The organism is Trabulsiella guamensis ATCC 49490 (assembly GCF_000734965.1).
Lineage (GTDB): Bacteria > Pseudomonadota > Gammaproteobacteria > Enterobacterales > Enterobacteriaceae > Trabulsiella > Trabulsiella guamensis.
Genome location: NZ_JMTB01000019.1, coordinates 11,572 through 37,524, shown reverse-complemented (window position 1 = coordinate 37,524; position 25,953 = coordinate 11,572). Strand labels below are relative to the sequence as shown.

The window sequence follows — 25,953 nt, the reverse complement described above, 5'->3', positions numbered from 1 at the left end:
CTGATCGCCCCTCCCGGTTATTGCATTAACCAGACGGCTGCCGCGCGTGGCGTAACACGCCTGGAGCAGGCCGGACACCGGGTAGAGCATCAGCAGGTTATTCCTCGCCGTGACCAGCGCTTTGCCGGTACTGACGCCGAACGTCTCAATGATATCAACGCCCTCGCCACGCTGACAGGTAAAAACCGCATCGTGCTGGCGGTACGTGGCGGCTACGGCGCCAGCCGTCTGCTGGAGTCGATAAACTGGCCGGCGCTCATCGCCCGTCAGCAACAGGATCCTCTGCTTATCTGCGGTCACAGTGATTTCACCGTCATTCAGATGGGACTGCTGGCGCTCGGCAACGTCATTACTTTCAGCGGCCCGATGCTGGCGGGTAATTTTGGTGCGGAATCGGTCAATGACTTTACCGAACACCATTTCTGGCAGGCGCTGAAAAACCCATCGTTCACTCTCGAATGGCGCGGTGACGGGCCGCAGTGCCGGGTGGAAGGCACCGTGTGGGGCGGTAACCTGGCGATGTTTACTACGCTTCTCGGCACGCCCTGGATGCCGGACATTCGCGACGGGATCCTGGTGCTGGAAGATATCAACGAGCATCCGTTCCGCGTTGAGCGTCTGCTGTTGCAGTTGCTGCATGCGGGTATTTTGTCCCGCCAACGCGCGTTGGTCCTCGGCAGCTTTAGCGGCGCGGAGCCGAACGACTATGACAATGGCTACAGTCTGGAAACGACGTTTCACTATCTGCGTTCGCGGTTGAATATTCCGCTGATCACCGGTCTGGATTTTGGTCACGAGGCACGCACGGTGACATTACCGCTTGGGGCGCAGGGTAAACTGGTTAATACGGAGACATCCACCACGCTGACGCTCTCCGGCCACCCGGTCCTGTCAGAAGAAAAATAAATTCATAGCTCTTATCAGACCATTGTTCATGCATAAATATGATAACGTTTTGTAACGCACATCATGTCGTAGAGGAGAATGTGAACATTGGACGCCGGGGCGGTTATTAGTCTGTTTATTCTGGGTTCTGTTTTAGTAACCTGCAGTATTTTATTAAGTTCATTTTCTTCACGTCTCGGTATCCCGATTCTGGTTATCTTCCTGGCGATTGGCATGCTGGCCGGTGTCGATGGCATCGGCGGCATCCCTTTTGACAATTACCCCTTCTCCTACATGATCAGTAACCTCGCGCTGGCGGTGATCCTGCTTGACGGCGGGATGCGCACCCAGGCCAGTTCGTTTCGCGTCGCCCTCGGCCCGGCGCTGTCGCTGGCGACAGTGGGTGTGTTGATCACCTCCGGGTTGACCGGCATGATGGCGGCCTGGCTGTTCCATCTGGATCTGATTGAAGGGTTGTTGATTGGCGCCATCGTCGGCTCCACCGATGCCGCCGCAGTATTTTCCCTGCTCGGCGGCAAGGGGCTTAACGAACGTGTGGGATCGACGCTGGAAATTGAATCCGGCAGCAACGACCCGATGGCGGTGTTCCTGACCATCACGCTGATTGAGATGATCCAGCAGCATGAGGCTGGCCTGAGCTGGCTGTTTGTCGGGCATTTGTTGCAACAGTTTGGGCTGGGTATTCTGATTGGTCTGGCTGGCGGCTATCTGTTGTTGCAGATGATCAACCGCATCGCTCTGCCCGCCGGATTGTACCCGCTACTGGCGCTGAGCGGCGGGATCATGATTTTCGCCATTACCACTTCGATTAACGGCAGCGGCATTCTGGCGATTTACCTGTGCGGCTTTCTGCTGGGTAACCGGCCCATTCGTAACCGCCATGCGATCCTGCAAAACTTCGACGGACTGGCCTGGCTGGCGCAAATCGGCATGTTCCTGGTGCTGGGGCTACTGGTGAACCCGTCAGATCTGTTGCCGATTGCCATCCCGGCGCTGATCCTTTCCGCGTGGATGATTTTCTTCGCCCGTCCGCTGTCGGTCTTCGCCGGATTGCTGCCGTTCCGTGGTTTTAACCTGCGCGAGCGTATCTTCATCAGCTGGGTCGGTCTGCGCGGCGCGGTGCCCATCATTCTGGCGGTGTTCCCGATGATGGCAGGGCTGGATAACGCCCGTCTGTTCTTCAATGTGGCGTTCTTTGTGGTGCTGGTTTCGCTGCTGTTTCAGGGCACATCGCTCTCCTGGGCAGCGAAAAAAGCCAAAGTGGTGGTACCGCCGGTAGGCTGGCCCATCTCCCGCGTCGGTCTGGATATTCACCCCAACAATCCCTGGGAGCAGTTTGTTTACCAGCTGAGCGCAGACAAATGGTGCGTTGGCGCGGCGCTTCGCGATCTGCATATGCCACCGGAAACCCGCATCGCGGCGCTGTTCCGCGACAATGTCCTGCTGCACCCGACCGGCAGCACGCGGTTGCGGGAAAACGACATTCTCTGCGTTATCGGCCGGGAGCATGATTTACCCGCGCTTGGCAAACTGTTCAGCCAGGCGCCGCCGGTCGCACTGGACCAGCGTTTCTTCGGCGATTTCATCCTCGAAGCCACAGCGAAGTTTGCTGACGTCGCGCTGATTTATGGTCTGGATGGTGGCGAAGAGTTTCGCGATAATCAGCAATCGCTGGGTGATCTGATCCAGCATCTGCTTGGCGCGGCACCGGTTGTCGGCGACCAGGTGGAGTTCGCCGGGATGATCTGGACGGTCGCGGAGAAAGAAGATAACGCGGTGCGCAAAGTGGGTGTCCGCGTCGCGAATGAAGAAACCGAGTAAAACTAAAAGCCCGGCACGCTTGTGTCACCGGGCTTTTAGTGAAAGTTACACTGTCACAACGGGTACTCTGGGTGCCAGTGCGCACATCAGTTCATAGCCAACCGTGCCGCAGGCCGCCGCCACATCATCAATTTTGATCTCTTTGCCCCACAGCTCGACCGACGTGCCGATCCCTGCCTGCGGACATGGCGTTAAATCGACCGCCAGCATATCCATTGATACCGTTCCGACAATCCCCGTGCGCACGCCATCCACCAGCACTGGCGTACCATCTGGCGCATGACGCGGATAACCGTCAGCATAACCGCAGGCGACGATACCAATGCGCTGCTCCTGCGCTGCCTGGTAGCGCTGACCATAACCCACGCCCTCGCCCGGCTTCAGATTCTGCACGGCAATGATTTCGCTGCGGAGTGTCATCACCGGTTTCAGGCCGCTGTTGGCAATGTCCTGCCACTGGCCCGACGGCGATGCGCCGTACAGCACAATTCCCGGGCGAACCCAGTCATAATGCGCTTCCGGGTGCCACATCGTGGCGGCAGAGTTTGACAGTGAACGGGCGCATTCCAGCCCTTCTGCCGCCTGCTCCACTCGCGCCATGGCCTCAATAATGCCGTCAGGACGTTCAGCGACCGCAAAATGCGACATCAGTGTCATTTCACCGACACCAGGCAGCGCGCGCAATTGTTGCCAGACGGTATGAATACGATCAGGCGCAAAACCCAGCCGGTTCATACCGCTATTCACTTTGACGTATACATCCAGCGGCGCGTTGAGACGGGCATTCTGAATCGCTTTAATCTGCCAGTTGCTGTGAATAGTGGTGGTCAGCCGGTACTTGTCGAACAGTTCCAGCTCATCGGCATGGAAGAATCCTTCGAGCAACAGGATCGGCCCTTTCCAGCCGCGCTCGCGCAGCATGATCGCCTCTTCAAGATTCAGTAAGGCAAAACCATCTGTGCTGTTTAACGCGCTCCAGATACGTTCCAGACCGTGACCATACGCATTGGCTTTTACCACTGACCACACCCGCGACTGGGGTGCGGCTCGGCGAATAATGTTCAGGTTCTGACGCAGTGCCTGCAAATCAATGCTGGCCTGTACAGGACGTGACATGACGGCTCCTTATTGATGTGCACCATGCAGATGTTGCGCGCGGGACGGCGTAAAGCCTGCCTGATAACGGGCCACGCTCAGATCGTCAAACGGGATCGCAGGCGTGCGTCCGGAGATTAAATCACTGATGAGTTGGCCTGAGCCACAGGCCATCGTCCAGCCCAGCGTGCCGTGTCCGGTGTTCAGCCACAGATTTTTGTATGGCGTACGACCTACCACCGGCGTACCGTCCGGCGTCATCGGGCGTAAGCCGGTCCAGAAGGTCGCCTCTTCCACTACGCCGCCGCGCGGGAACAGGTCACGCACCACCATCTCCAGCGTTTCACGGCGCTGCTGCAGCAGATCGGTATTAAAGCCGACAATCTCTGCCATTCCGCCGACGCGAATGCGCTGGTCAAAACGGGTGATGGCGATTTTGTAGGTTTCATCAAGGATAGTTGAGACTGGTGCGCCGTCATCATCTTTGACCGGAATGGTGAGCGAATAGCCCTTCAGCGGATAAACCGGAATATCCACCACGCCTTTCAGCATCGAGGTGGAGTAAGAGCCGAGCGCCATGACAAACGCATCGGCTTTGAACAGGTCGTCACCGCACTGCACGCCGTAGATCTGGTCGCCATCGAACAGCAGGCGGTCAATCGGCGTATTAAAGCGGAATTTCACCCCCGCCTGCTCCGCCATTTTCGCCAGTCGTTGCGTGAAGAGCTGGCAGTCGCCAGTTTCATCGTTCGGCAGTCGCAGACCGCCGGTCAGTTTATGCGCCACTTCCGCCAGAGCGGGCTCCACTTCCGCCAGGCGGTTCGCTTCCAGCAGTTGGTATGGCACGCCGGCGTCTTCCAGCACCGCGATATCGCGGGTGGCGTTTTCAAACTGTTGTTCGGTACGGAAGAGTTGCAACGTGCCGCCCTGGCGGCCTTCGTACTCAATGCCGGTGGATTCGCGCAGCGCTTTCAGGCAGTCGCGACTGTACTCAGCCAGTCTCACCATCCGGCCTTTGTTTTCCATGTAATGGCGCGTGTCACAGTTACGCAGCATCTGCCACATCCACTTGAGCTGAAACTGGGTTCCGTCGAGGCTTATCGCCAGCGGTGCATGGCGCTGGAACATCCATTTTATCGCTTTCAACGGCACGCCCGGGGCCGCCCAGGGCGCGGCATAACCTGGAGAAATTTGTCCGGCGTTCGCGGCGCTGGTTTCCAGCGCGGGTCCGGCTTCACGGTCGATGACCGTCACCTCATGTCCTGCCTGACTTAAATACCAGGCGCTGGTCACGCCGACAACGCCACTTCCCAGTATGACAACACGCATAGCCACTCCATCTGTGCAAAAGAACAATCTTCTAACTACAAATTGATAACGCAGATGAAAATATTATTCAACATATGCTTTTTTTATGGTGACTTGTCTCACACTGCGCCCCGCCAGCCGGGTAATGCAGGATTTAGGATCTCCTGCTGCACGCTAAACTTACTCAGCGAAAAATTCTGTAAAAGCGATTTTTTCTCGCCATTGTCATGGAAAAATCGCAAAGAAAAAATTTCCCTTGCCCTGTGGTTTATGACGCGGTGTTCTATGCTTGAAAAGAGGCTCTCCAGACAGAGAGGGCCGCCAACAACGAGGGCGCGCTAATGGCTACGATTGACTCCATAAATAAGGACAGCACACGTCTGAGCGATGGACCCGACTGGACCTTCGATCTGCTGGATGTTTATCTGGCGGAGATCGACCGGGTGGAGAAACTCTACCGACTGGAAACTTATCCGCATCAAATCGAAGTCATTACGTCTGAACAGATGATGGACGCCTATTCGAGCGTCGGGATGCCGATCAACTATCCGCACTGGTCGTTTGGCAAAAAGTTCATCGAAACGGAACGAGCCTACAAACACGGTCAGCAGGGGCTGGCCTACGAAATAGTTATTAACTCTAATCCCTGTATCGCTTATCTGATGGAGGAGAACACCATTACCATGCAGGCGCTGGTGATGGCGCATGCCTGCTACGGGCATAACTCGTTCTTTAAAAACAACTACCTTTTCCGCAGCTGGACGGATGCCAGTTCTATCGTCGACTATCTGATTTTTGCCCGCAAATACATCACCGAATGCGAAGAGCGCTACGGAGTTGATGAGGTCGAAAAACTGCTCGACTCCTGCCACGCGCTGATGAACTACGGCGTGGATCGCTACAAACGTCCGCAAAAAATCTCCCTGCAGGAGGAGAAAGCGCGGCAGAAAAGCCGGGAAGAGTACCTGCAAAGCCAGGTGAATATGTTGTGGCGCACCCTGCCGAAGAAAGAGGAAGAGAAGACTGTGGAATCTGCGCGTCGCTACCCCTCTGAGCCACAGGAAAACCTGCTCTATTTTATGGAAAAAAACGCGCCGTTGCTGGAGTCATGGCAGCGGGAAATCCTGCGTATCGTGCGCAAAGTAAGCCAGTATTTTTACCCGCAAAAACAGACACAGGTGATGAACGAAGGCTGGGCGACCTTCTGGCACTACACTATTCTCAATCATCTGTATGATGAGGGTAAAGTGACCGAGCGCTTTATGCTGGAATTCCTGCACAGTCACACTAATGTGGTGTTCCAGCCCCCCTACAACAGCCCGTGGTACAGCGGCATTAACCCGTATGCGCTGGGCTTCGCCATGTTCCAGGACATCAAGCGCATCTGCCAGTCGCCAACCGACGAAGACAAATACTGGTTCCCGGACATCGCGGGATCAGACTGGCTGGAGACGGTGCATTTCGCCATGCGCGACTTCAAAGATGAGAGCTTCATCAGCCAGTTCCTTTCACCGAAAGTGATGCGCGATTTCCGCCTGTTCACTGTGCTGGATGATGATCGCAATAACTATCTTGAAATTGCCGCCATTCATAACGAGGAAGGTTACCGGGAGATCCGCAACAAGCTGTCTGCCCAGTACAACCTCAGCAATCTCGAGCCAAACATTCAGGTGTGGAATGTGGATTTGCGCGGCGACCGTTCGCTGACACTGCGCTACGTGCCGCACAACCGCGCGCCGCTTGATTTAGGCCGTCGGGAAGTGCTGAAACACGTACACCGCCTGTGGGGGTTTGATGTGTTGCTGGAGCAACAGAACGCCGACGGCAGCATTGAATTACTTGAGCGCTGCCCGCCACGGCAGAATCTGGTGTAATAAAAATCCCGGCCTTATGTGCCGGGTTTCTTTTTGGTGCTGGGCGGATTAACGGCTGTGGATGGCGAGATCGCCGGGCAACGTTTTCTGCATCCGGTGCCAAATTTCACCGCTGTCATGGCCGTAGCGGCGCACCACGTCGTATACCTGTTCGTATAACCCATCTTCGCACACTTTAACCAGGCGGTGATAGAAACCCATCGCCAGGCTGCGCGCTTCAGGGTTAGCAAAATAGTGACGACCAATGCGGGTATATAACCCTTTCATGCCATTGATGATAAGCCCGTAGACAGGATTGCCGGAGGCGAACGCCAGTCCGCGGAAAATGTTGTAATCCAGTTCGGCGAAGGCATCTGCGTGATCTTCGATCTCGCGCGCGCTGGCCAGCACTTCCAGCGCTTTCTCAGGATGCTGACGAAACGCAGTACGGATAAAGATCGTTGAGATGTTAGTGCGCACGGAAAGCAGGTTGTCGATAAGCTGCGGTACGCTTTCGTGATCAAGGCGCGCCAGCGTCTCCAGAATATTGAGACCGGACGTTTCCCAGAAGTTATTCACTTTCGTCGGTTTACCATGCTGAATGGTTAACCAGCCATCGCGGGCTAAACGTTGCAACACTTCGCGTAACGTGGTGCGCGTGACGCCGATTAATTCAGAGAGTTCACGTTCAGCAGGAAGAATTGATCCCGGTGGAAAGCGGTTATTCCAGATGCTTTCAATGATGTACTCTTCCGCGAAACCCGCCGGGCTCTGCGCCTTAATGACCATAGAGAGATTTCCATTACACAGCGTTGCAAAAAATTGGACTCATCATACCAGAGCAAAACAGGGGCAGATAGCACGCACAGTGAATTAAAAAGGGATCGTGGTTTTATTTTTTTACATTCCTTCAGCAACACCGGAACAGGACTTCGCACTTTTCTGCCGATTGCCTCAGTTTCGTTTACACTATACTTTTGTTTTTTTTGACGGGATGGATATTCGTCGTGGAAATCTCATATGGTCGCGCCCTGTGGCGCAACTTTCTTGGTCAGTCCCCGGACTGGTACAAACTCACTCTGGTACTTTGCTTAATCATCAATCCGATCGTCTTTTACCTCAGCCCCTTTGTCGCGGGCTGGATGCTGGTGATTGAGTTCATTTTTTCACTTGCGATGGCGCTGAAGTGTTACCCGTTGCTGCCCGGCGGCCTGCTGGCTATTGAAGCCGTGGCGATCGGCATGACCAGCGCGGAACATGTGCGCGAAGAGATCAGTAATAATCTCGAAGTGTTGCTGCTGCTGATCTTCATGGTGGCAGGCATCTACTTTATGAAGCAGCTACTGCTTTCCATTTTCACACGCCTGCTGCTGAGCATTCGCAGCAAAACGGTACTCTCTCTCGCCTTCTGCCTGGCGGCGGCGTTTCTCTCTGCGTTCCTTGACGCGCTGACCGTCGTCGCGGTGATCATCAGCGTCGCTGTCGGCTTTTATGGTATTTACCATCGCGCCGCTTCCAGTCGTACGGAAGATAACGACGTGCGCGACGACCGCAATATCGATAAAAACGATCGTCAGGTGCTGGAGCAGTTTCGTAGCTTCCTGCGCAGTCTGATGATGCATGCGGGGGTCGGCACCGCCCTTGGCGGGGTGATGACCATGGTGGGCGAGCCACAAAACCTGATTATCGCCAAAGCGGCAGGCTGGGATTTTGGCGCGTTTGTGATTCGTATGTCTCCGGTGACGCTGCCGGTGCTGGCTTGCGGGTTGCTCACCTGCGTGCTGCTGGAGAAATTCCGCTGGTTTGGCTATGGCGAGACCTTGCCGGAGTCAGTACGCAAGGTGCTGCACAATTATGACGAACGCAGCCGTCAGCAACGGACCCGTCAGGAGACGATGCGCCTCATTGTACAGGGTATTATCGGTATCTGGCTGGTAGTCGCGCTGGCGCTGCATCTGGCGGAAGTCGGGTTGATTGGTCTGACCGTGATTATTCTCGCCTCGTCGCTTTCCGGGGTGACGGATGAACACGCCATCGGCAAGGCATTTACCGAAGCGTTGCCATTCGCCGCACTGCTGACTGTCTTTTTCGCTGTTGTCGCGGTGATTATCGAGCAGCATCTGTTTGCGCCGATCATTGCCTTTGTTCTTAAAGCCTCGCCCCACGCGCAGCTGTCGCTCTTTTATCTTTTCAATGGCTTGCTGTCGTCCATTTCCGATAATGTCTTCGTCGGCACGGTCTATATCAACGAAGCGAAAGCGGCATTTGAACAAGGTATTATTAGCCTTAAACAGTTTGAACTGCTGGCGGTGGCGATCAATACCGGCACTAACCTGCCCTCCGTGGCCACGCCAAACGGTCAGGCCGCGTTTCTGTTTCTGCTGACCTCAGCGCTGGCACCATTGATTCGTCTCTCTTACGGACGTATGGTCTGGATGGCGCTGCCCTACACAGTAGTACTGACTCTGGTTGGGTTGTTATGCATCGAATTTACGTTAATGCCGGTCACTGAATGGTTATCCACTCAGGGGCTCATAACCATGCCGAATGTATCCCCGTAACATCAACATTTTATAAGCCCGAAAGGCGATTTTGGGCTTTTAAGATTCATTTACGCAATAATGTGTTCCCTGCTAGTGGCTAAGCGTTTAAATTCGTTTAAACTGCGGTGTCTTTGCTCGTTCCAGGGAAATAATTATGTTGCGATATTTAAACCAGTGCTCGCGAGGTCGTGGTGCATGGTTATTGCTGGCGTTGACTGCATTTGCGCTTGAATTGGTTGCGCTCTGGTTCCAGCATGTCATGCTGCTGAAACCCTGCGTACTGTGTATTTATGAACGTTGCGCTCTGTTCGGTGTGATGGGTGCGGGGATCGTGGGAGCCATCGCACCAAAGTCGCCGTTGCGTTACGTGGCGTTAATTATCTGGATTTACAGTGCTTTCAGAGGATTGCAGCTTGCCTGGGAACACACCATGATCCAGTTGCATCCTTCTCCGTTTTTGACCTGTGACTTTGCCGCCCGTTTCCCGGGCTGGTTGCCGCTTGATAAATGGCTGCCGCAGGTGTTCGTGGCGTCTGGCGATTGTGCTGAACGTCAGTGGCAATTCCTGTCACTGGAAATGCCACAATGGCTACTGATTATTTTTGCCGCCTATCTGCTGGTGGCATTGCTGGTACTGATTGGGCAGCCGTTCAAACCGAAAAGACGCGATCTTTTTGGTCGTCTGTAAGAAAAGCGCTCCTTCGGGAGCGTTTTTTTATCGCGCTTTTCGCCAGCACACTCCACCGCTCAGCGCCAGAAAACCCATCGCGAGTACCAGTGCCACGCTGATTAACGCCTGCTCGCTATACCATCCCGACACCAGCGGCACCAGCAGCGCGCTCAGACCATAACCGAGTGTATGGCTGGTAGCAATCACCCCGGCGCCTTTGCCCGTCGACAGGCGATCATTGAGCAGTAGTTGATAACCTGGCGTCGCCATCGCCGATCCCAGCGAGGTCACCACTATCCCGAGATACAATGTGGCGAGCCCCGGCAGACGCATCAGCGCCAGCCCGCAGCCCATCAACACTGCCGCGACAACCAGCAACCTTGCGGGGCTGAGACGTTGCGGGCGCACCACTGCAAACTGAGCCAGCAAGGTGCTGACCGCCGCGAGACTCAGCAACCAGGCGACGTGATGGCTGACCTGCGTGGTGCTCTCCGGGAATAACGGTTTCAGGTGCGGTGACAGCCCCAACTGCATCAGGCTGATGCTGGCGGACAGCAACAGTGCCAGCAGCAGATAAGGCAGCATGCTGAGCTGTAACTGCGTCGACTGATGCGCCACGGGCGGTAACGGCGGATCATTCGGCTGGCGGACGACGGTCATCAACGCCAGTAATGGCGCAACCGCCATCAGCCACAGCGGCGCCTGCGGATGCAGACTCAACGCGGCCGCTGCCAACGGTGGTCCGAGCAACCGACCGCAGCTTAGCCCTGAGCTGATCGACGCCAGTGCCGCCATGCGATTTTCCGTTCCGGCGCGTTGCATGGCCCAGGTTTGTGCGGCAGGCACCATGCCGGAGACCGTAAGACCGTACAACGTGCGGGATATCATCAGCCCCACCATACCGCCAGTCATGCCCAGAGAACCATCCGCCATACTCCACACCACCAGTGCCAGCACGGCAAAGCTGGTGAGATAGCCCAGCAGCGCCGCCAGCACCACGAATTTGCAGCCACGGAGCTCTGCCTGACGCCCCCACCACGGTGACGCGGGTAAAAATAACATCGAACCGAACATCAACAAGCCCGCCCAGGCGGACAGGGGGAGACCTGTCATCGTCACCAGTTGCGGCAGTACCACCAGCAATCCGTTCTGGCCGATACCCAGCAAACCCGCGCATAACGCCAGTGGCCATGTTGATTTTACAGGAGTGGGTTGTGTGACTATGTCAGGGTTTGTGCTCATAGAATTGTGAAAATAGTGTCAATAAATGTGAGGAAATGATGGAGTTAATGCAAATAAATATTACAAAAATGGTTGTCAGTGTAAATAGAATGAATATCATAACGAGAATTATTATCAGTTCATGGAGTGAGTTCTGTTATGCGTTCCCTGACCCGCCATGCCGGTACAGACGTTGCGGCCCAGTGTTTCCTCAATGCGCTACTGCGCGAAACCGATGACTGGCATTATGCTCCGGCCTCCGCGCCTGGCGAAACGGCCTTCATCCACCTGCCGCTGAACGACCACGAGGCGATTCGCCTGCCACTGCGCTACTTCTCACCCACCCAACATCATCAGTATCTTTTCCCTGCCAGCATTGTCCGCAGCGACAGCGACGAAGGCGATGCGATCGATTTCAACCAGCTGGTTGAACGCGTGCTGGAAAAACCTGCTATATGCCGCGATCTCAGCGCTGACACGCTCGCGCGCTTTGCCGGGCGTGTGCGCGAAAGCCACACCCACACCTGGCAGGCCATCGATTTGCGCCACAACTGGGGCGACCTGCGGGCAAAGCCGCTCAATTTTGCCGAAGCGGAACAGGCGCTGCTGGTCGGTCACGCGTTCCACCCGGCGCCAAAATCCCACGAGCCGTTTAATGCTCAGGAAGCCCGCCGCTATCTGCCGGATTTCGCTTCCCGTTTTCCGTTGCGCTGGTTCTCCGTTGACCGCACGTTCGTGGCGGGCGACAGCCTCAGTCATACGCTGCGCGACCGCCTGCTGCGTTTTGCCGCGGAAAGCGCGCCTGAGCTGCTGCACCATTTCACTGATCATTGTTGGCTGGTACCGATGCACCCGTGGCAGGCAGAGCATTTGCTCAGTCAGCCCTGGTGCGAGCAGCTCGTTACACAAGGCGCGCTGCGGGATCTGGGCGAAGCCGGCGCCCGCTGGCTGCCGACCAGTTCTTCCCGCTCACTGTACAGCGAGAGCAACCGCGACATGATTAAGTTTTCGCTCAGCGTGCGCCTTACTAATTCGGTGCGCACGCTGTCAGTGAAAGAAGTGAAACGCGGCATGCGGCTCGCACGGCTGGCGCAAACCCCGCGCTGGCAGGCGTTGCAGGCACGTTACCCTACCATGCGCGTGATGCAGGAAGACGGCTGGGTAGGGCTGCGCGATTGCGACGGCACCGTTCAGGAAGAGAGCCTGATGGCATTGCGTGTCAACCTGTTGTTCGGTACGCCGCAGACGCAAACCAATGTGCTGGTGAGCCTGACCCAGGCGGCACCGGACGGTGGCGACAGTCTGCTGGCTGCCGCTGTGCGCCGTCTGAGCCAGCGGCTCAACCTGCCACTGGAGGCCGCCGCCCGCTGCTGGGTTCAGGCTTACTGTGACCGCGTACTGCTGCCGCTGTTCAGCGCCGAAGCCGATTACGGTCTGGTGTTGCTCGCCCACCAGCAAAATATTCTCGTCGAGATGCAGGAAGATCTGCCGGTCGGACTGCTGTACCGCGACTGTCAGGGCAGCGCCTTTACCGCAAGCGCCACTGACTGGCTGACGGAAGAAAACGAACTGGAAGCAGAAAACCGCTTCAGTGACGCCCAGTTACTGCGTTATTTCCCGTATTACCTGCTGGTGAATTCGACCCTTGCCGTCACGGCGGCACTGGGGGCTGCCGGGTTTGCCCGCGAAGAGAGCCTGATGGCGCTGGTGCGAGAGGCGCTGGCGCAACTGCGGGCGACGGCGAAAAACACTCGTTGCCTCGATTACGTCCTCGACAGCACGCACTGGAACTGCAAAGGCAACTTCTTCTGCTATCTCCACGATCACAACGAAAACACCATCGTCGATCCGGCGGTGATCTACTTCGATTTCAGTAATCCGTTCTGTAAGGAGCCTGCCTGATGCCGCTCGCAAATATTATCCATGACGGCTACGGATTCCGCTGTGCCGAACGCAATATGGCACTGCCACTGACGTTCGGTCTGGACGGCAGCGCCGTTCTCTACCCGCTGGATAACCTGCCGGACGGCTGGCTGGTTGAGGCGCTGGATCAGCTGTTCGTCGCCGCGCCGCAACTCACCGGCATTACGCTGCCGTGGGCGCAGTGGTGCCATCACGACGCAGCGCAGCGTCTGTTCGCCCAGGTGCAAAGCGATTACCTGGCGCGGGAGACCTTCTGGCAGTTGCCGCTGTGGCTGTGCGGCGAACGCCCGCAACCGCGTACGGAGTTGCAGTTTGATGAGACGCGCCAGCTTTGTTTCCCGGTGCGCCCGCCGCGCCCGTCCGGCGAGGTGTATCGCCGCTATGATGCGCAGATCAAGCGCACGCTGAGTTTCCGCGTGGCTGATGTCGAACGTGACGCCGACAACTTTACCCGCTGGATGAACACGCCGCGCGTTAACGCGTTCTGGGAGATGGCCGGGCCGCAGGTGGAACAGGAAAACTACCTGCGCAAACAGCTCGACTCGTCATATTGCTATCCGCTGATTGGCTGCTTTGACGATCAGCCGTTTGGCTATTTTGAAATTTACTGGGCTGCTGAAGATCGCATTGGCCGCCACTACCGCTGGCAGTCGTTTGACCGCGGTCTGCATATGCTGGTCGGTGAAGAACAGTGGCGCGGCGCGCAGTACATCCGCAGCTGGCTACGTGGTCTGAGCCACTATCTGTGGCTCGACGAACCACGCACCCTGCGCATTGTTGCTGAACCGCGTTTTGATAATCAGCGCCTGTTCCGTCATCTGCCGGTCGCCGGATTCAGCACCGTCAAAGAGTTCGATTTTCCACATAAACGCTCCCGGCTGGTGATGAGCCAGCGCGACCACTTCTTCCGCGAGGTGGGACTATGATGGCGGCGTGGGAACAGGTCAACCGCGAGATGGTGGCGAAGATCCTCGCGGAACTGGAGTACGAACGTACGCTGACCGCCGAAGAAATTGCGCCAGATCGCTGGACTATCACCCTCGGCGATGAGCGCTGGCAGTTTACCGCTACGCGTGGCATCTGGGGCTGGCTGCATATTGACACCGCTACGCTCAGCAACCACAGTGGCGAACCGATTGAAGCCGAAAGCGCGCTGCGGCAACTGGCGAAGGTGCTGGCGATGAGCGACGCGCAGACTGCCGAACATCTGGAAGATCTCTACGCCACCCTGCGCGGTGACCTCCAGTTGCTCAGCGCCCGGGCGCATCTTGATGCCGACGCGCTGATCGATCTCAGTCCGGACGAGTTGCAGTGTCTGCTCTCCGGTCATCCGAAGTTCATCTTTAACAAAGGCCGCCGCGGCTGGGGGCTGGATGCCCTTCGTCAGTATGCGCCGGAATATTGCGGGCGTTTTCGTCTGCACTGGATTGCCGTGCGCCGTGACTGTCTGGTATGGAGCAGCGACGCTGACTGTGATATCCGCACCCTGCTGGCAAGCGCCATGGACGACAGCGAACGTCAGCGTTTCGACACCTGCTGGCAGGCGCAAGGGCTGGATGAAGCCTGGCTGCCGGTACCGCTGCACCCGTGGCAGTGGCAGCAGAAAATCGCCCTGCACTTTTTACCGCAACTGGCGCGGCGCGAAATCATCGAACTGGGGGAGTTTGGCGATGAATACCTGGCGCAGCAGTCCCTGCGCACGCTGACCAACGTCAGCCGCCGTGCACCGTTTGATATCAAATTGCCGCTGACTATTTATAACACCTCCTGCTATCGAGGTATTCCGGGCAAATATATTGCCGCTGGCCCGCTGGCCTCGCGCTGGCTGCAACAACAGTTTTCACAGGATGCGACACTGACCGCGCTCGGCGCGCAAGCGCTGGGGGAACCCGCGGCGGGTTATCTCTCTCATACCGGCTATGCCGCGTTGCCGAAAGCGCCCTATCGTTTCCAGGAAATGCTGGGCGTTATCTGGCGCGAAAATCCCTCCAGCTATTTGCAGGACGGCGAACAGGCAGTGCTGATGGCGGCGCTGATGGAAACTGACAACCGCGGTCGTCCGCTGATTGACGCGTGGATCGCCCGTTCAGGTCTAACTGCCGACGCCTGGCTGGAGAAAATGTTCACCGTCGTAGTGCTGCCGTTCTATCACCTGCTGTGCCGCTACGGCGTGGCATTGATTGCTCACGGTCAGAACGTGACGCTGGTGATGAAAGACCACGCGCCGCAGCGCATTCTGCTGAAAGATTTTCAGGGCGACATGCGCCTGGTGGATGTTGATTTCCCTGAAGCCGCCACGCTGCCAGAGGCGGTAAAAGCCGTCACCGCCCGCCTCAGTGCGGATTACATCATTCATGACCTGCAGACCGGTCATTTTGTTACCGTGCTGCGTTTTATTTCCCGCCTGACCATTCAGTGCGGCATCAGCGAAACGCGCTTTTACCAGATTCTGGCGGGCGTTCTTGCGCGTTACATGGCGCAGCATCCGCAGATGGCCGATCGCTTTGCACTATTCGACCTGTTCAAACCGCAAATCATTCGCGTGGTGCTGAACCCCGTGAAACTCACTTTCTCCGAACACGATGGCGGCAGTCGCATGCTGCCGGACTATTTAACCGATCTCAACAACCCACTTTATCTGGTCACCAGGGAGTCCGCAGAATGAAAACGTATGATTTCATTGGCATAGGTATTGGCCCGTTCAATTTAAGTATCGCCGCGCTGGCGGAAGGTCTCGACGGTTTTAGCACGCTGTTTCTGGAGAGCAAACCGCAGTTTTCGTGGCATCCGGGAATGATGGTGCCGGATTGCTATATGCAGACCAGTTTTCTGAAAGACCTGGTGAGCGCTGTCGAGCCGACCAATCGCCACAGCTTCCTTAACTATCTGGTGCAGCGCAAAAAGTTCTACCGTTTTCTGACCACCGAACAGCGGACTGTCTCCCGCGAAGAATTTGCGGATTACTTGTGCTGGGCGGCAGCGAACCTCAACAACCTTGCCTTCAGCCAGCAGGTGCAGGAAGTACACTACGACGAGCAGGCCGGGCTTTTTGATGTGGTAACGCAGCGAGACCATTTCCGTGCGCGCCACGTCTGCCTCGGGATCGGCAAAGCGATCAACCTGCCCGCCTGCGTGAACGAGCAGAGCGATCGCTGCTTCCATGCCAGTGAAATGATGATGCGCACCCCGTCACTGACCGGTAAGCGCGTGACGGTGGTCGGCGGCGGTCAGAGCGGCGCGGATCTGTTCCTCAATATTTTCCGTGGCGAATGGGGACAGCCGTCAGCATTGAACTGGGTTTCGCGTCGCAACAACTACAACGCCCTCGATGAAGCGGCGTTCGCCAACGAGTACTTCACGCCAGAGTATCTCGACAGTTTTGCCACGCTGAAGGAAGAGGTGCGCGAGAAGATGCTCGCCGAGCAAAAAATGACCTCCGATGGCATCACGACAGAATCGCTGCTGACCATTTACCGCGCGATGTATCATCGCTTCGAAGTATTGCGCGAACAACCCTGGGCACACCTGCTCCCTTCCCGTTCCGTCACCCGCGTGGCTGCCCAGGACAATGGCCAGCGCCTGACGCTGCGTCATCACCTTGATGACGGTGAAGAGACACTCGATACCGACATTGTGATTTTTGCCACCGGTTATCGCCCGGCGCAACCAACGTTTCTCGCCCCGCTGGCGCACCGTCTGCACCTGACCCGCGATGAGGAATTTCAGGTCAATACCGATTTCTCTGTGCAATGGGATGGCCCGCAGAGCAATCAGCTTTTTGCCGTCAATGCCGGAATGCACAGTCTTGGCATTGCCGAACCGCAGCTCAGTCTGATGGCCTGGCGTGCAGCGCGAATTATTAATCGCGCTCACCCGAAAGCGCCGTTTGAGCTGTCCACCACCCCTGGTGTGATCCACTGGCGCAGCGAGCCCAGCCGTGATCTTCACCAGGTTTTTCAACCGTTAAAAACCACTGAGTTCTGACAGGAACACAATAACAATGAAACGTTCTTATCTTTGGGTTTTGAATCCTTGCCTGTTGGCTATGCTTTCCGCGTCTGCATGGGCGGAAGATCAAAAGGAAGAGTCTCTGGTCGTCACAGCCAGCCGCGCCAATCACAGCGTGGCGGATATGGCGCAAACCACCTGGGTCATTGAACAGGCTGAAATCGAACAGCAGGTTCAGGGTGGCAAAGAACTGAAAGAGGTGCTGGCGCAGTTGATCCCTGGCATGGATGTCAGCAGCCAGGGCCGCACTAACTACGGGATGAACATGCGCGGACGTTCGATGATGGTGATGGTTGATGGCGTGCGCCTCAACTCTTCGCGCAGCGACAGCCGCCAGCTGGATTCGATTGATCCGTTCAATATTGAACGCATTGAAGTTATCTCCGGCGCAACCTCACTGTACGGCGGCGGGAGTACCGGCGGTCTGATTAATGTGGTGACCAAAAAGGGCCAGCCGGAAACCGAGGTAGAGTTCCAGACTGGCGCGAAAAGTGGTTTTAACAGCCATAACGATCACGATGAGAACATCGCGGCGGCAGTCAGCGGCGGCAACGATAATGCCTCCGGGCGACTCTCTGTGGCGTATCAGCGTTACGGCGGCTGGTATGATGGTAACGGCGACGAAGTGATCATCGATAACACCCAGACTGGTCTGCAGTATTCTGACCGCCTGGACGTGATGGGTACCGGCACGCTGAACATCGACGACCACCAGCAGTTGCAGCTCACCACGCAGTACTATAAAAGCCAGTCTGACGGCAAGCACGGTCTGTTCCTCGGCGATAACTTCTCGGCGGTTACCGGTGATGCTAAAGCCTACAACAAAGGCAATCTCGATTCTGATCGGCTGCCGGGCACCGAGCGTCATCTGATCAACCTGCAATACTCCAATACCGATTTCTGGGGACAGGATCTGGCAGCACAGATTTACTATCGCGACGAAAGCCTGACCTTCTACCCGTTCCCGACGCTCTCCAAAGGCGCGGTCACCAGTATTGGCGCATCGCAGCAAAAAACCGACTTCTATGGCGGCAAGCTGACCCTTAACAGCAAGCCGGTCGATGATCTGTCGCTGACCTGGGGTATCGATGCCGATCATGAAACTTTCGATGCCAACCAGCAGTTCTTTGATCTGAGCAAAGCGGCAGCGAGCGGCGGCATGACGCTGGATAACGCCTATAACGTCGGACGCTATCCAGGTTACAGCATCACTAACCTTGCGCCATTCCTGCAGGCCAGCTACGACATCGACGCGATTACCCTGAGCGGTGGCGTGCGTTATCAGTACACCGAAAACAAGGTGGATGATTTTGTTGGCTATGCGCAGCAGCAGGCGATTGCCACTGGCAAAGCGACTTCAGCTGACGCGGTACCAGGCGGGAAAACCGACTACAACAATTTCCTGTTCAACGCCGGGGTCCTCGGCCACATCACTGACCGCCAGCAGGTGTGGTTCAACTTCTCGCAGGGCTTTGAAATTCCGGATCTGGCGAAATATTACGGCTCCGGCAACTACACGCTGGTCAACGGCCACTACCGCCTGAACAATAGTGTCAACGTCAACGATTCGAAGCTCGACGGCATTAAAGTCAACGCGTACGAGCTGGGCTGGCGTCTGACCGGTGATAACCTGCGCACGCAAGTCGCAGCGTACTACTCGCTGTCGGACAAGACCATCAACATCAACAAGACTGATATGACCATCACCATGGACGACGACAAACGTCGCATCTACGGGGTGGAAGGTCAGGTGGATTACTTCTTTACTGACAGCGACTGGAGCCTCGGTTCGAACTTCAACGCTATTAAATCCGAAACCCGTGAAAACGGGAAATGGGAGAAGCTGACCGTTGACAGTGCCAGCCCGTCAAAAGTCAGCGCGTGGGTCAACTGGGCACCGGGCGACTGGGCTTTACGCGTACAGAGCACCCAGACGTTTGACGTTTCTGATGCCGACGGCAACAAAATTGACGGCTACAACACAGTGGATTTCCTCGGCAGCTACACCCTGCCGGTGGGCAAAGTCAGCTTCAGCATCGAAAACCTGCTCGACGAAGACTACACCACCGTCTGGGGCCAGCGCGCACCGGGGCTTTACAGCCCAACCTACGGTGCACCGGACCTGTACACCTACAAGGGCCGCGGTCGCACCTTTGGCCTGAACTACTCCGTGTTGTTCTGATAAAAAAACGCCACCGGCAATCGCGGGTGGCGTTTTTACTCACTCTGTCTTCAGTCTGCCCATTCAGGCTTATTCAGGATATGATCCTGCCAGTCCCTTACCTCGGATTCTTTCACCGCAATATGACGAACGGAAATGCGTGCACCGTGCATGGCGGCTTTTGAACCGGTGAGCAGTGGGTGCCATTTCGGCAGCGGCTTACCTTCCGCCAGCAGGCGATAAGCGCAGGTATGCGGCAGCCATTCGAACGTCGGCAGGTTTTCGCGGGTGAGTTTGATGCAGTCCGGCTCATAGTCGAAACGCTTTTCGTAGTTCCGGCACTGGCAGGTTTTGATGTTGAGCTGTTTACAGGCAACGTTAGTGAAGTAGATTTCGTCGGTGTCTTCATCCATCAGCTTGTGCAGGCAGCACTGTCCGCAGCCATCGCACAGCGACTCCCACTCGGCGTCTGTCATTTCGTCGAGAGTTTTACGTTGCCAGAAGGGTATTTCGCTCATCAGGATGTCCGCCATTGAAAACAAGGGTGCACCTTATAACCAGTCTGGCACGTTGATGCAAGTTTTGCCGCCCGCAAGGGCGGCACCGAAAGGTTACAGTACGCGGGTGGTGAGAGATACACCGTTCAGGCTCACTTCCAGTTCGTCGCCACTGGCGAGCGGGCCGACGCCTTCCGGGGTGCCTGTCAGAACGACATCTCCTGGCTTGAGGGTGAAGTAACGGCTCATGTAGGCAATCAACGGCACGATTTTGTGGATCATATCGGCCGTACTGCCCTGCTGACGTACCGTGCCATTCACTTTCAGGCCGAGCGTGGTATTTTGCGCATCGCCATTAAATTCCCCCACCGGAATAAAACCAGAGATCGGGCAGGAGTTATCAAAGCCTTTGGCTTTTTCCCACGGCTGACCGGCTTTTTTCATTTTGCCCTGCACATCACGCAGTGTCAGATCCAGCGCCACACCATATCCGGCAATCGCTTTCTGGACGTGCTCTTCCGTGGCCTGGCGCAACGTCGCGCCAATCAGCACCGCCAGTTCCACTTCGTGGTGCACAGAACCCAGTCCTTGCGGGATCACCAGCGGCTGGTGAATATCACACAGCGCCGTTTCCGGTTTAATAAACAGCACCGGCTCATCCGGTGTTTCGCTGCCCATTTCTTTAATATGCTTAGCATAATTACTGCCAACGCAAACGACTTTACTGACCGGGTAATCCAGCAGAGCGCCCTGCCAGTTATGATGTTGATACATTATATTCCCCTGATTATTTTTTCGCGGCCACGCTCAGGTGTTGCTTAAGGAGATTTTCTGGCGGCGGCGGGAGTTGTAAATAATAGCCTTGATCGACCAGCGCCTGTTTTACTTTATCGAGATCAGCATTAACCAGTTTCTTACGGCCGTCCAGCGGCAGGATCATCGCCAACTGTGGCTGACCGAACCCGCGCAGCAGTTCTTCCGGTACACGCGAGAAATCGTCCTTTTTTTCGACATATAAATAGGTCTGGTCACGTTTTGAACTTCGGTAGATCACACAAAACATACTTTTACTCTTTTCACTGCATAAATTTTCAATACGCTACCACCAATTAAACCCGCACCACAAGCCAGCCAGCTTCAAACGGGTTTGCAGAATTTATCCTTCCTCTGCGTTTTTGTGTCATTCTTCTGGCACAACTTCGTCACATCACAGGGCAGTCATCGAATTCGCCTGACCTCGCATCATTGACAACATACGTTATCACCCCAAACACCGCAGCCGGTCCCGTCAGATCGTCATCGTGATTTGGTAGTGGTTCTTTCCTTCCTGTCTCCACGTCTTCCAGATGCGGCTTTGGAACCTTACGGTATCGCTTAATGCGCATCTCTCCATCCACCCTGCATACAAGCAACGAACCATCACATGGCGACAGTGAAGCGTCTACGATAAGCAGCGCGCCGTTCATGATGCCTTCTCGATAGAGCGTTGCGCCTGATCGCATGAAGTATGTGGCTGCTGGCCTTTGTATGAGCTTCATGTCAAGAGAGAAGCTCTTCTCTGTGTAGTCTGCTGCTGGAGACGGGAATCCCATGGCGGTCACCTATGATGAATACTGTAAATACATACAGTATTTATTGATCGCATGAGATGATCAAGCGCCAGAAACAGTAAAGCCCACAAAGGTGGGCTATGTTATTGTTCTGAGTTGGAATTTAATGTGTTAATGATAATAGTTGATTATGTTTATTATCTAAACCATTGATTTGTCTTTGCTGTAGCTTCCTTAGGCAAGTCGTTGGTGTCCAGCCTTGGAATCAAAAGAGGATCATTAACATCAGTTTTGGCCACATCTACAGCAGTTGTGAAAGCAAGTTTGCACCCTTTCCCTCGAAGAATATCAGTCACCTCCTGGCTGGAGGAACCATATGGATAGCATGCTGTCCAGTTTTCAGTATGTGCCCCAATTGCCTTCAGAAATGCAATGGACTTGTCAATCTCGTTGTTCAGGGTTTCGGAATCTAACTTATTCCACCAGTAGTGATTATATCCATGGCTGCCGATATGCATTCCATCTGACGCCATCTGTGATAACTGCTCTTGTGACATGTACAGTTCGTCACAAAACTCTTCTTCTGTTGTTTCTACATGGGTGTTAAATAGAGCCCTGCAAATGTTTTTCCTCATTTCTTCAGGAAGCGCCACCTGAAGCAAACGCTTTATGAAGATAACCTCTTTGGTGTCGAATCTGTTGGCAACTGCCAGCTCAGAAAAATACTCCTCAAATTCTTTTACTTCATGTCCATCTCTGAATAAATCAAACAACACTTTTGTATTTGATATCAGTTCAGAAACGTTATCACATGACGCAAGAATGAAATGTATTTTATTGACGTCGAGAACTTCTTTTTCAACTATAGTTTTTGCTGGCGCATAGAAACAACCCTGCATACCATGCTCTTTCAGAACAGGATATGCGTACTTGAAATGGTCAGAGTATGCATCATCAAACGTCATAAGTGCTGCGTGTGGAGGCAACTTATGCCCGTTATAAAAGCTTTCATATACCTCATCAATAGTAACTGGATTATAGTTATTTTTAATAAATTTAACCTGCTCTTTAAACAAGTCAAACTCAAGACCTTTGATAGATGGGTATTTTGATTTTGCTATCGGCCTGACATAATGATACATAACAACCGTTAAATCACTCATTTCTTCATTCCCTGAATTGTAGGCCTGTCAAAGTCTGCATCCTGCTTTGTTACATGTAATAAACTCATATCTAGCATGTCATCCATTTCATTCCTTGACCACAATATTAGTGATGTTGTAGCAGGAGTTCGTATTTCTACTGGATGAAACAGGTGTGGAAACTTGAAGAATTCATGATCTAATGTTGAAAATAGTCCCATAGCATCAAGACGTGCGTTTATAGATGCATTGGTGAAAAAGAAGTCAATCGCGTCAGCTCCATTTTCTTTTGCATATTCTATTGCTGCGCTTATTGCAGAGTGATAACTATCTTTATTGCCGACTATATCAACGCAGTGAGCCATAACGAACCCATCTATCCCATTGTCAATTCTCACTGAAACATGACAGTCACCATTAACGATAAAATGGTGATAATTGAAGTATGGGTGATCATCATATCTCCACTTCACATCTTTACTAAATCGTGAAAATGAGAAATGATTTTTTGAGAATTCACTGTAGATACTGTCAAGTAAATGCTCTTCTGTTGTTGAGGCAGTATATTTACTTAATACAACCTGGCTTCTTGCGTATTTAGCAGCGAGTGGTGTTGATTCAATGTGATTACTAATGTTATCCCAGTTAATGACATGGACATGACGTGGTATTGCCTTCACATATCTAAATCCGCTACGCAGGTATACAGGAAGAGCCTGAGCCGAAATCCCCATCCCTGTCATGACATCGAACTTACTCTTCAGGAAGTCTATCATTTGTGGTCCGGAGCCTTTATTCCTGTGCTTTTCTGCTACTACCCATGTGGTTAGCTCGGAACCAATAACTTTTTTTCCACCACTGTAAAAATCACGGGCGTTAAGCCCCATAATTCCTACGACATCACTTCCATCCACAGCCACACAGCATTCATCAGTTCCTTTACTTGCCGGCGTGTCAATGAACTGCCATTTATAAAAATCATGGTCTGCCAGCGCTATCTTTCTGGGCCAGTTTCTGTTGTAAAAATCACATATATCATCTGCTTTTATACCCAGATCGCTTGCAAAACCTACTGTAGCAGGCATATCCCCTCCAAGAATGTGTTGCTTTCTAGTGACAAAAGCATAGCAGCAAACTTGAAGGGGATTCCACAATTACTCTCCTGCGAGGTACGTAATCACCCCCTGAATTCTGTCTCCGTTCAGAGTTGCATTGGTAATTGGAGCAGATGCCGTGTAGAGTCTCAGAATCTTTCCATTGCTATTTACCCCGCCCCTGGAAAGAGCTCCCTCACCCGTAAAGCCAATCATCATGGCTCCAACCATATTCCCGGTAGTGGCAGAGTTGAACGGAAGTCCTCCTATCGCTGCCGCAGAAGCATCAGCGGTTGCAGGGTATGAGACATCTATGGTGCATACAACAACATTACCATTTCGGACGTATGTTTGTGGTCCGTTCAGCGTTAACGTCAGAGTTGCACCTGAAACATCAGTTGGTACCCACGTGCCTTGCGCATCATATCTTGTGGTAAGGCCAACACCATTGCCTCCTTCCAGCATGTTTTTGAGTGTTCTGTAACCTGTGGTTTTACCTGTCTCCGAATTAGTTATATCAGCGAATGATAAAACACTGGCCCCTGAGTTTGAGTCACATACCCCTGTTACGGTTGCAACTGTGAAGTTAAGTTTGATGTCGAATAAACATGAACCATATTGACCTACCGTAGAACCTTTAAATACATAGTCTAAATTACAATTAACCTCAATTTCAGCATCTATTGATGATGCAAAAAGACTTCCTGATGGAGACCCAAACCCTACAGGAGTTGTATCAATTACTGCCATGGCAGAAGTATGAAAGAACCTGGCGTTTTTAATTACTACACCAAACATACTTCCACGACAGAAAGATCCAATGCCGTTATATGTCGATTCGTTTACAACATTGATACCGTCAATGTACAGCCCATATCCACGGTCGCTACATACAACCCCACCTGCAGTACTGGAGGCAAATCCTGTAGATATGCTTCCACAGTTATGAAGCAATGCGTCAGAAACGTATGCACTCATTGTTCGTGGTGTGTTTGTTTCAGGTGATGCATATTGTGAGTAGATGATGAATGGCACATCAACGTTATACATCTGAGGCGATATCAATGAAATTGCTCTCGATGCCTTGCTGCCATCAGGAGCACCTTGCATGGAGAATCCCATTGAGCAGTTTTTAATAACTGGTCTGTTGATGGTTATTTCTTCCTGAGTACCACCTTCAAAGTGAAGCGCCTTTCCTCCTCCCAACGCATTTGTATACCTTGTGTTTTCAAGTACTGGAAGATCAACAATAACCCTTGAGCAACGAACGCCAGAAAAAGCATTTTCCCCAACAATTAAATTACAGTCAATATGAGGTCTTACAATTGTAATGTCTGAAACCGTTACCGGGTTAAGATTGGAGTCATACCCCATTATTACAAATGCACCTACCGATACGGAAGGGCTAGATGGTACATAAGTGCTGTTCAGCAGCTTAAACTTTGCACCTGGCGAGAATTCAACCTTGAACCCGCTTTCTGATATCCCAAGAAAGTTATCGAATTCGTATTCTCCATCAGGAAAGAAAAGAGATCGCCCTAATGAAACTAAATTAGCCTGGCACGAATGCCATAATGCTCTGTTTGTCGTTGCGCTTGCATCTGCATTGTCATTAGGAAGGATGCCAATATCCCATGCACTGAGATTCTCCCAGTTTTTATTATGCTGGGTAGTTGGAACTGCACCGGTGATAGGCTGAACAACAGCAATGAGAGAGTCACCTGCACCATCTTCTGAGCTTGCAAGCATGGTTCGTAATGCCGCATCTCCAATGCCAATCCATGCACCTACGCCGATACCACCAGTTGTCTCAGGGGTAGCGCCTGCCGGAACAGATTTAGGTAATGAACCATCCCATCGGTAATATTCACCGGTTGCATCATCACGTAATGCCTGATTTGGCAGAGTAATATTTGCTCCGTCCTGAAATGAATCAATCAAGATCCACCCATATTGAGCAATTGCTTGCTGAGCCAGCCAGCGAAGCCCTTCGATGGTGTAGTGCTCATTGCCAAAACGGTCAACGTATGTATGCACAAGAGAAGTGACGAATTCATCAATTTTCCCGGCATTAAATTTCAGGTCGATCGGTGATTCGCTCGGAACCGGTAACTGAGTGGGTGTAGTGGCCATATTTATTCCATAAAAAAACCCGACACAG

Annotated in this window: 20 protein-coding genes and 1 pseudogene; 10 read left to right on the top strand and 11 right to left on the bottom strand. The window is 53.7% G+C overall.

The window, feature by feature from the left end; all coding sequences use genetic code 11:
- A partial coding sequence (gene ldcA, locus GTGU_RS01675; RefSeq protein WP_072011882.1) for a muramoyltetrapeptide carboxypeptidase occupies positions 1–906 on the top strand: 906 nt, incomplete at its 5' end.
- Positions 907–993: 87 nt separating this feature from the next.
- Positions 994–2,661, top strand: a pseudogene (locus GTGU_RS01670) (potassium/proton antiporter); the annotation flags it as partial.
- Positions 2,662–2,772: 111 nt separating this feature from the next.
- Here GTGU_RS01670 and dadX read toward each other — a convergent pair.
- Positions 2,773–3,843 carry a catabolic alanine racemase DadX gene (gene dadX / locus GTGU_RS01665; RefSeq protein ID WP_038153732.1) on the bottom strand — a complete coding sequence of 357 codons (1,071 nt, stop codon included), beginning with the start codon at positions 3,841–3,843 and terminating at the stop codon, positions 2,773–2,775.
- Between the two features lie 9 nt (positions 3,844–3,852).
- A complete protein-coding gene (locus GTGU_RS01660; protein WP_038153730.1) occupies positions 3,853–5,151 on the bottom strand; it encodes a D-amino acid dehydrogenase in 1,299 nt (432 codons plus the stop codon).
- 320 nt (positions 5,152–5,471) lie between these two features.
- Between GTGU_RS01660 and GTGU_RS01655 the strand changes: the two genes are divergently transcribed.
- Complete coding sequence (locus tag GTGU_RS01655) at positions 5,472–7,004, top strand: SpoVR family protein (RefSeq protein WP_038153729.1); 1,533 nt, start codon at positions 5,472–5,474, stop codon at positions 7,002–7,004.
- Positions 7,005–7,052: 48 nt separating this feature from the next.
- On the opposite strand, the gene fadR is transcribed toward GTGU_RS01655, so the two are convergent.
- On the bottom strand, positions 7,053–7,772 hold the full coding sequence (fadR, locus tag GTGU_RS01650; RefSeq protein ID WP_038153728.1) for a fatty acid metabolism transcriptional regulator FadR: 720 nt from the start codon (positions 7,770–7,772) through the stop codon (positions 7,053–7,055).
- A 218-nt stretch (positions 7,773–7,990) separates the two neighbouring features.
- On the opposite strand from fadR, the gene nhaB reads away from it, so the two are divergent.
- Together nhaB and dsbB are read left to right on the top strand one after the other, a co-directional pair.
- The gene (gene nhaB, locus GTGU_RS01645; protein ID WP_038153727.1) at positions 7,991–9,544 is read left to right on the top strand and encodes a sodium/proton antiporter NhaB; all 1,554 of its coding nucleotides are present in this window, start codon (positions 7,991–7,993) and stop codon (positions 9,542–9,544) included.
- A 136-nt stretch (positions 9,545–9,680) separates the two neighbouring features.
- A complete protein-coding gene (gene dsbB / locus GTGU_RS01640; protein ID WP_038153726.1) occupies positions 9,681–10,214 on the top strand; it encodes a disulfide bond formation protein DsbB in 534 nt (177 codons plus the stop codon).
- 27 nt (positions 10,215–10,241) lie between these two features.
- On the opposite strand, the gene GTGU_RS01635 is transcribed toward dsbB, so the two are convergent.
- A complete protein-coding gene (locus GTGU_RS01635; RefSeq protein WP_038153724.1) occupies positions 10,242–11,438 on the bottom strand; it encodes an MFS transporter in 1,197 nt (398 codons plus the stop codon).
- 138 nt (positions 11,439–11,576) lie between these two features.
- Between GTGU_RS01635 and GTGU_RS01630 the strand changes: the two genes are divergently transcribed.
- The 5 genes from GTGU_RS01630 to GTGU_RS01610 are packed head-to-tail and all read left to right on the top strand — an operon-like array spanning position 11,577 to position 19,530.
- Positions 11,577–13,319, top strand: a complete 1,743-nt coding sequence (locus tag GTGU_RS01630) for an IucA/IucC family protein (RefSeq protein WP_038153721.1) — start codon at positions 11,577–11,579, stop codon at positions 13,317–13,319.
- Positions 13,319–14,266 carry a GNAT family N-acetyltransferase gene (locus tag GTGU_RS01625; RefSeq protein ID WP_038153720.1) on the top strand — a complete coding sequence of 316 codons (948 nt, stop codon included), beginning with the start codon at positions 13,319–13,321 and terminating at the stop codon, positions 14,264–14,266. Before GTGU_RS01630 ends, GTGU_RS01625 begins: the two co-directional genes overlap by 1 nt.
- Entirely contained in the window at positions 14,263–16,005 is a 1,743-nt protein-coding gene (iucC, locus tag GTGU_RS01620) for an IucA/IucC family protein (RefSeq protein WP_038153717.1), read from the top strand. The genes GTGU_RS01625 and iucC overlap by 4 nt, the downstream gene beginning before the upstream one ends.
- Positions 16,002–17,324 carry a lysine N(6)-hydroxylase/L-ornithine N(5)-oxygenase family protein gene (locus GTGU_RS01615; RefSeq protein ID WP_038153716.1) on the top strand — a complete coding sequence of 441 codons (1,323 nt, stop codon included), beginning with the start codon at positions 16,002–16,004 and terminating at the stop codon, positions 17,322–17,324. Before iucC ends, GTGU_RS01615 begins: the two co-directional genes overlap by 4 nt.
- A gap of 16 nt (positions 17,325–17,340) precedes the next feature.
- Positions 17,341–19,530 carry a TonB-dependent siderophore receptor gene (locus tag GTGU_RS01610; protein WP_038153713.1) on the top strand — a complete coding sequence of 730 codons (2,190 nt, stop codon included), beginning with the start codon at positions 17,341–17,343 and terminating at the stop codon, positions 19,528–19,530.
- Between the two features lie 50 nt (positions 19,531–19,580).
- On the opposite strand, the gene GTGU_RS01605 is transcribed toward GTGU_RS01610, so the two are convergent.
- From GTGU_RS01605 to GTGU_RS26480, 7 genes are all read right to left on the bottom strand, one after another.
- Positions 19,581–20,027 carry a YcgN family cysteine cluster protein gene (locus tag GTGU_RS01605; protein ID WP_038153742.1) on the bottom strand — a complete coding sequence of 149 codons (447 nt, stop codon included), beginning with the start codon at positions 20,025–20,027 and terminating at the stop codon, positions 19,581–19,583.
- A gap of 93 nt (positions 20,028–20,120) precedes the next feature.
- Positions 20,121–20,780 (bottom strand): fumarylacetoacetate hydrolase family protein, encoded by a 660-nt coding sequence (locus GTGU_RS01600; RefSeq protein ID WP_038153711.1) that lies wholly within the window; start codon positions 20,778–20,780, stop codon positions 20,121–20,123.
- 13 nt (positions 20,781–20,793) lie between these two features.
- Entirely contained in the window at positions 20,794–21,069 is a 276-nt protein-coding gene (locus GTGU_RS01595; protein WP_038153710.1) for a YcgL domain-containing protein, read from the bottom strand.
- Between the two features lie 139 nt (positions 21,070–21,208).
- Positions 21,209–21,598, bottom strand: a complete 390-nt coding sequence (locus GTGU_RS26485; RefSeq protein WP_038153709.1) for a HumD family translesion DNA polymerase — start codon at positions 21,596–21,598, stop codon at positions 21,209–21,211.
- Positions 21,599–21,753: 155 nt separating this feature from the next.
- A complete protein-coding gene (locus GTGU_RS01585) occupies positions 21,754–22,719 on the bottom strand; it encodes a polysaccharide deacetylase family protein (RefSeq protein ID WP_038153707.1) in 966 nt (321 codons plus the stop codon).
- Positions 22,716–23,852 (bottom strand): GNAT family N-acetyltransferase, encoded by a 1,137-nt coding sequence (locus GTGU_RS01580; RefSeq protein WP_038153705.1) that lies wholly within the window; start codon positions 23,850–23,852, stop codon positions 22,716–22,718. The genes GTGU_RS01585 and GTGU_RS01580 overlap by 4 nt, the downstream gene beginning before the upstream one ends.
- Complete coding sequence (locus GTGU_RS26480) at positions 23,853–25,925, bottom strand: tail fiber/spike domain-containing protein (RefSeq protein WP_038153704.1); 2,073 nt, start codon at positions 25,923–25,925, stop codon at positions 23,853–23,855.
- Positions 25,926–25,953: the final 28 nt, after the last annotated feature.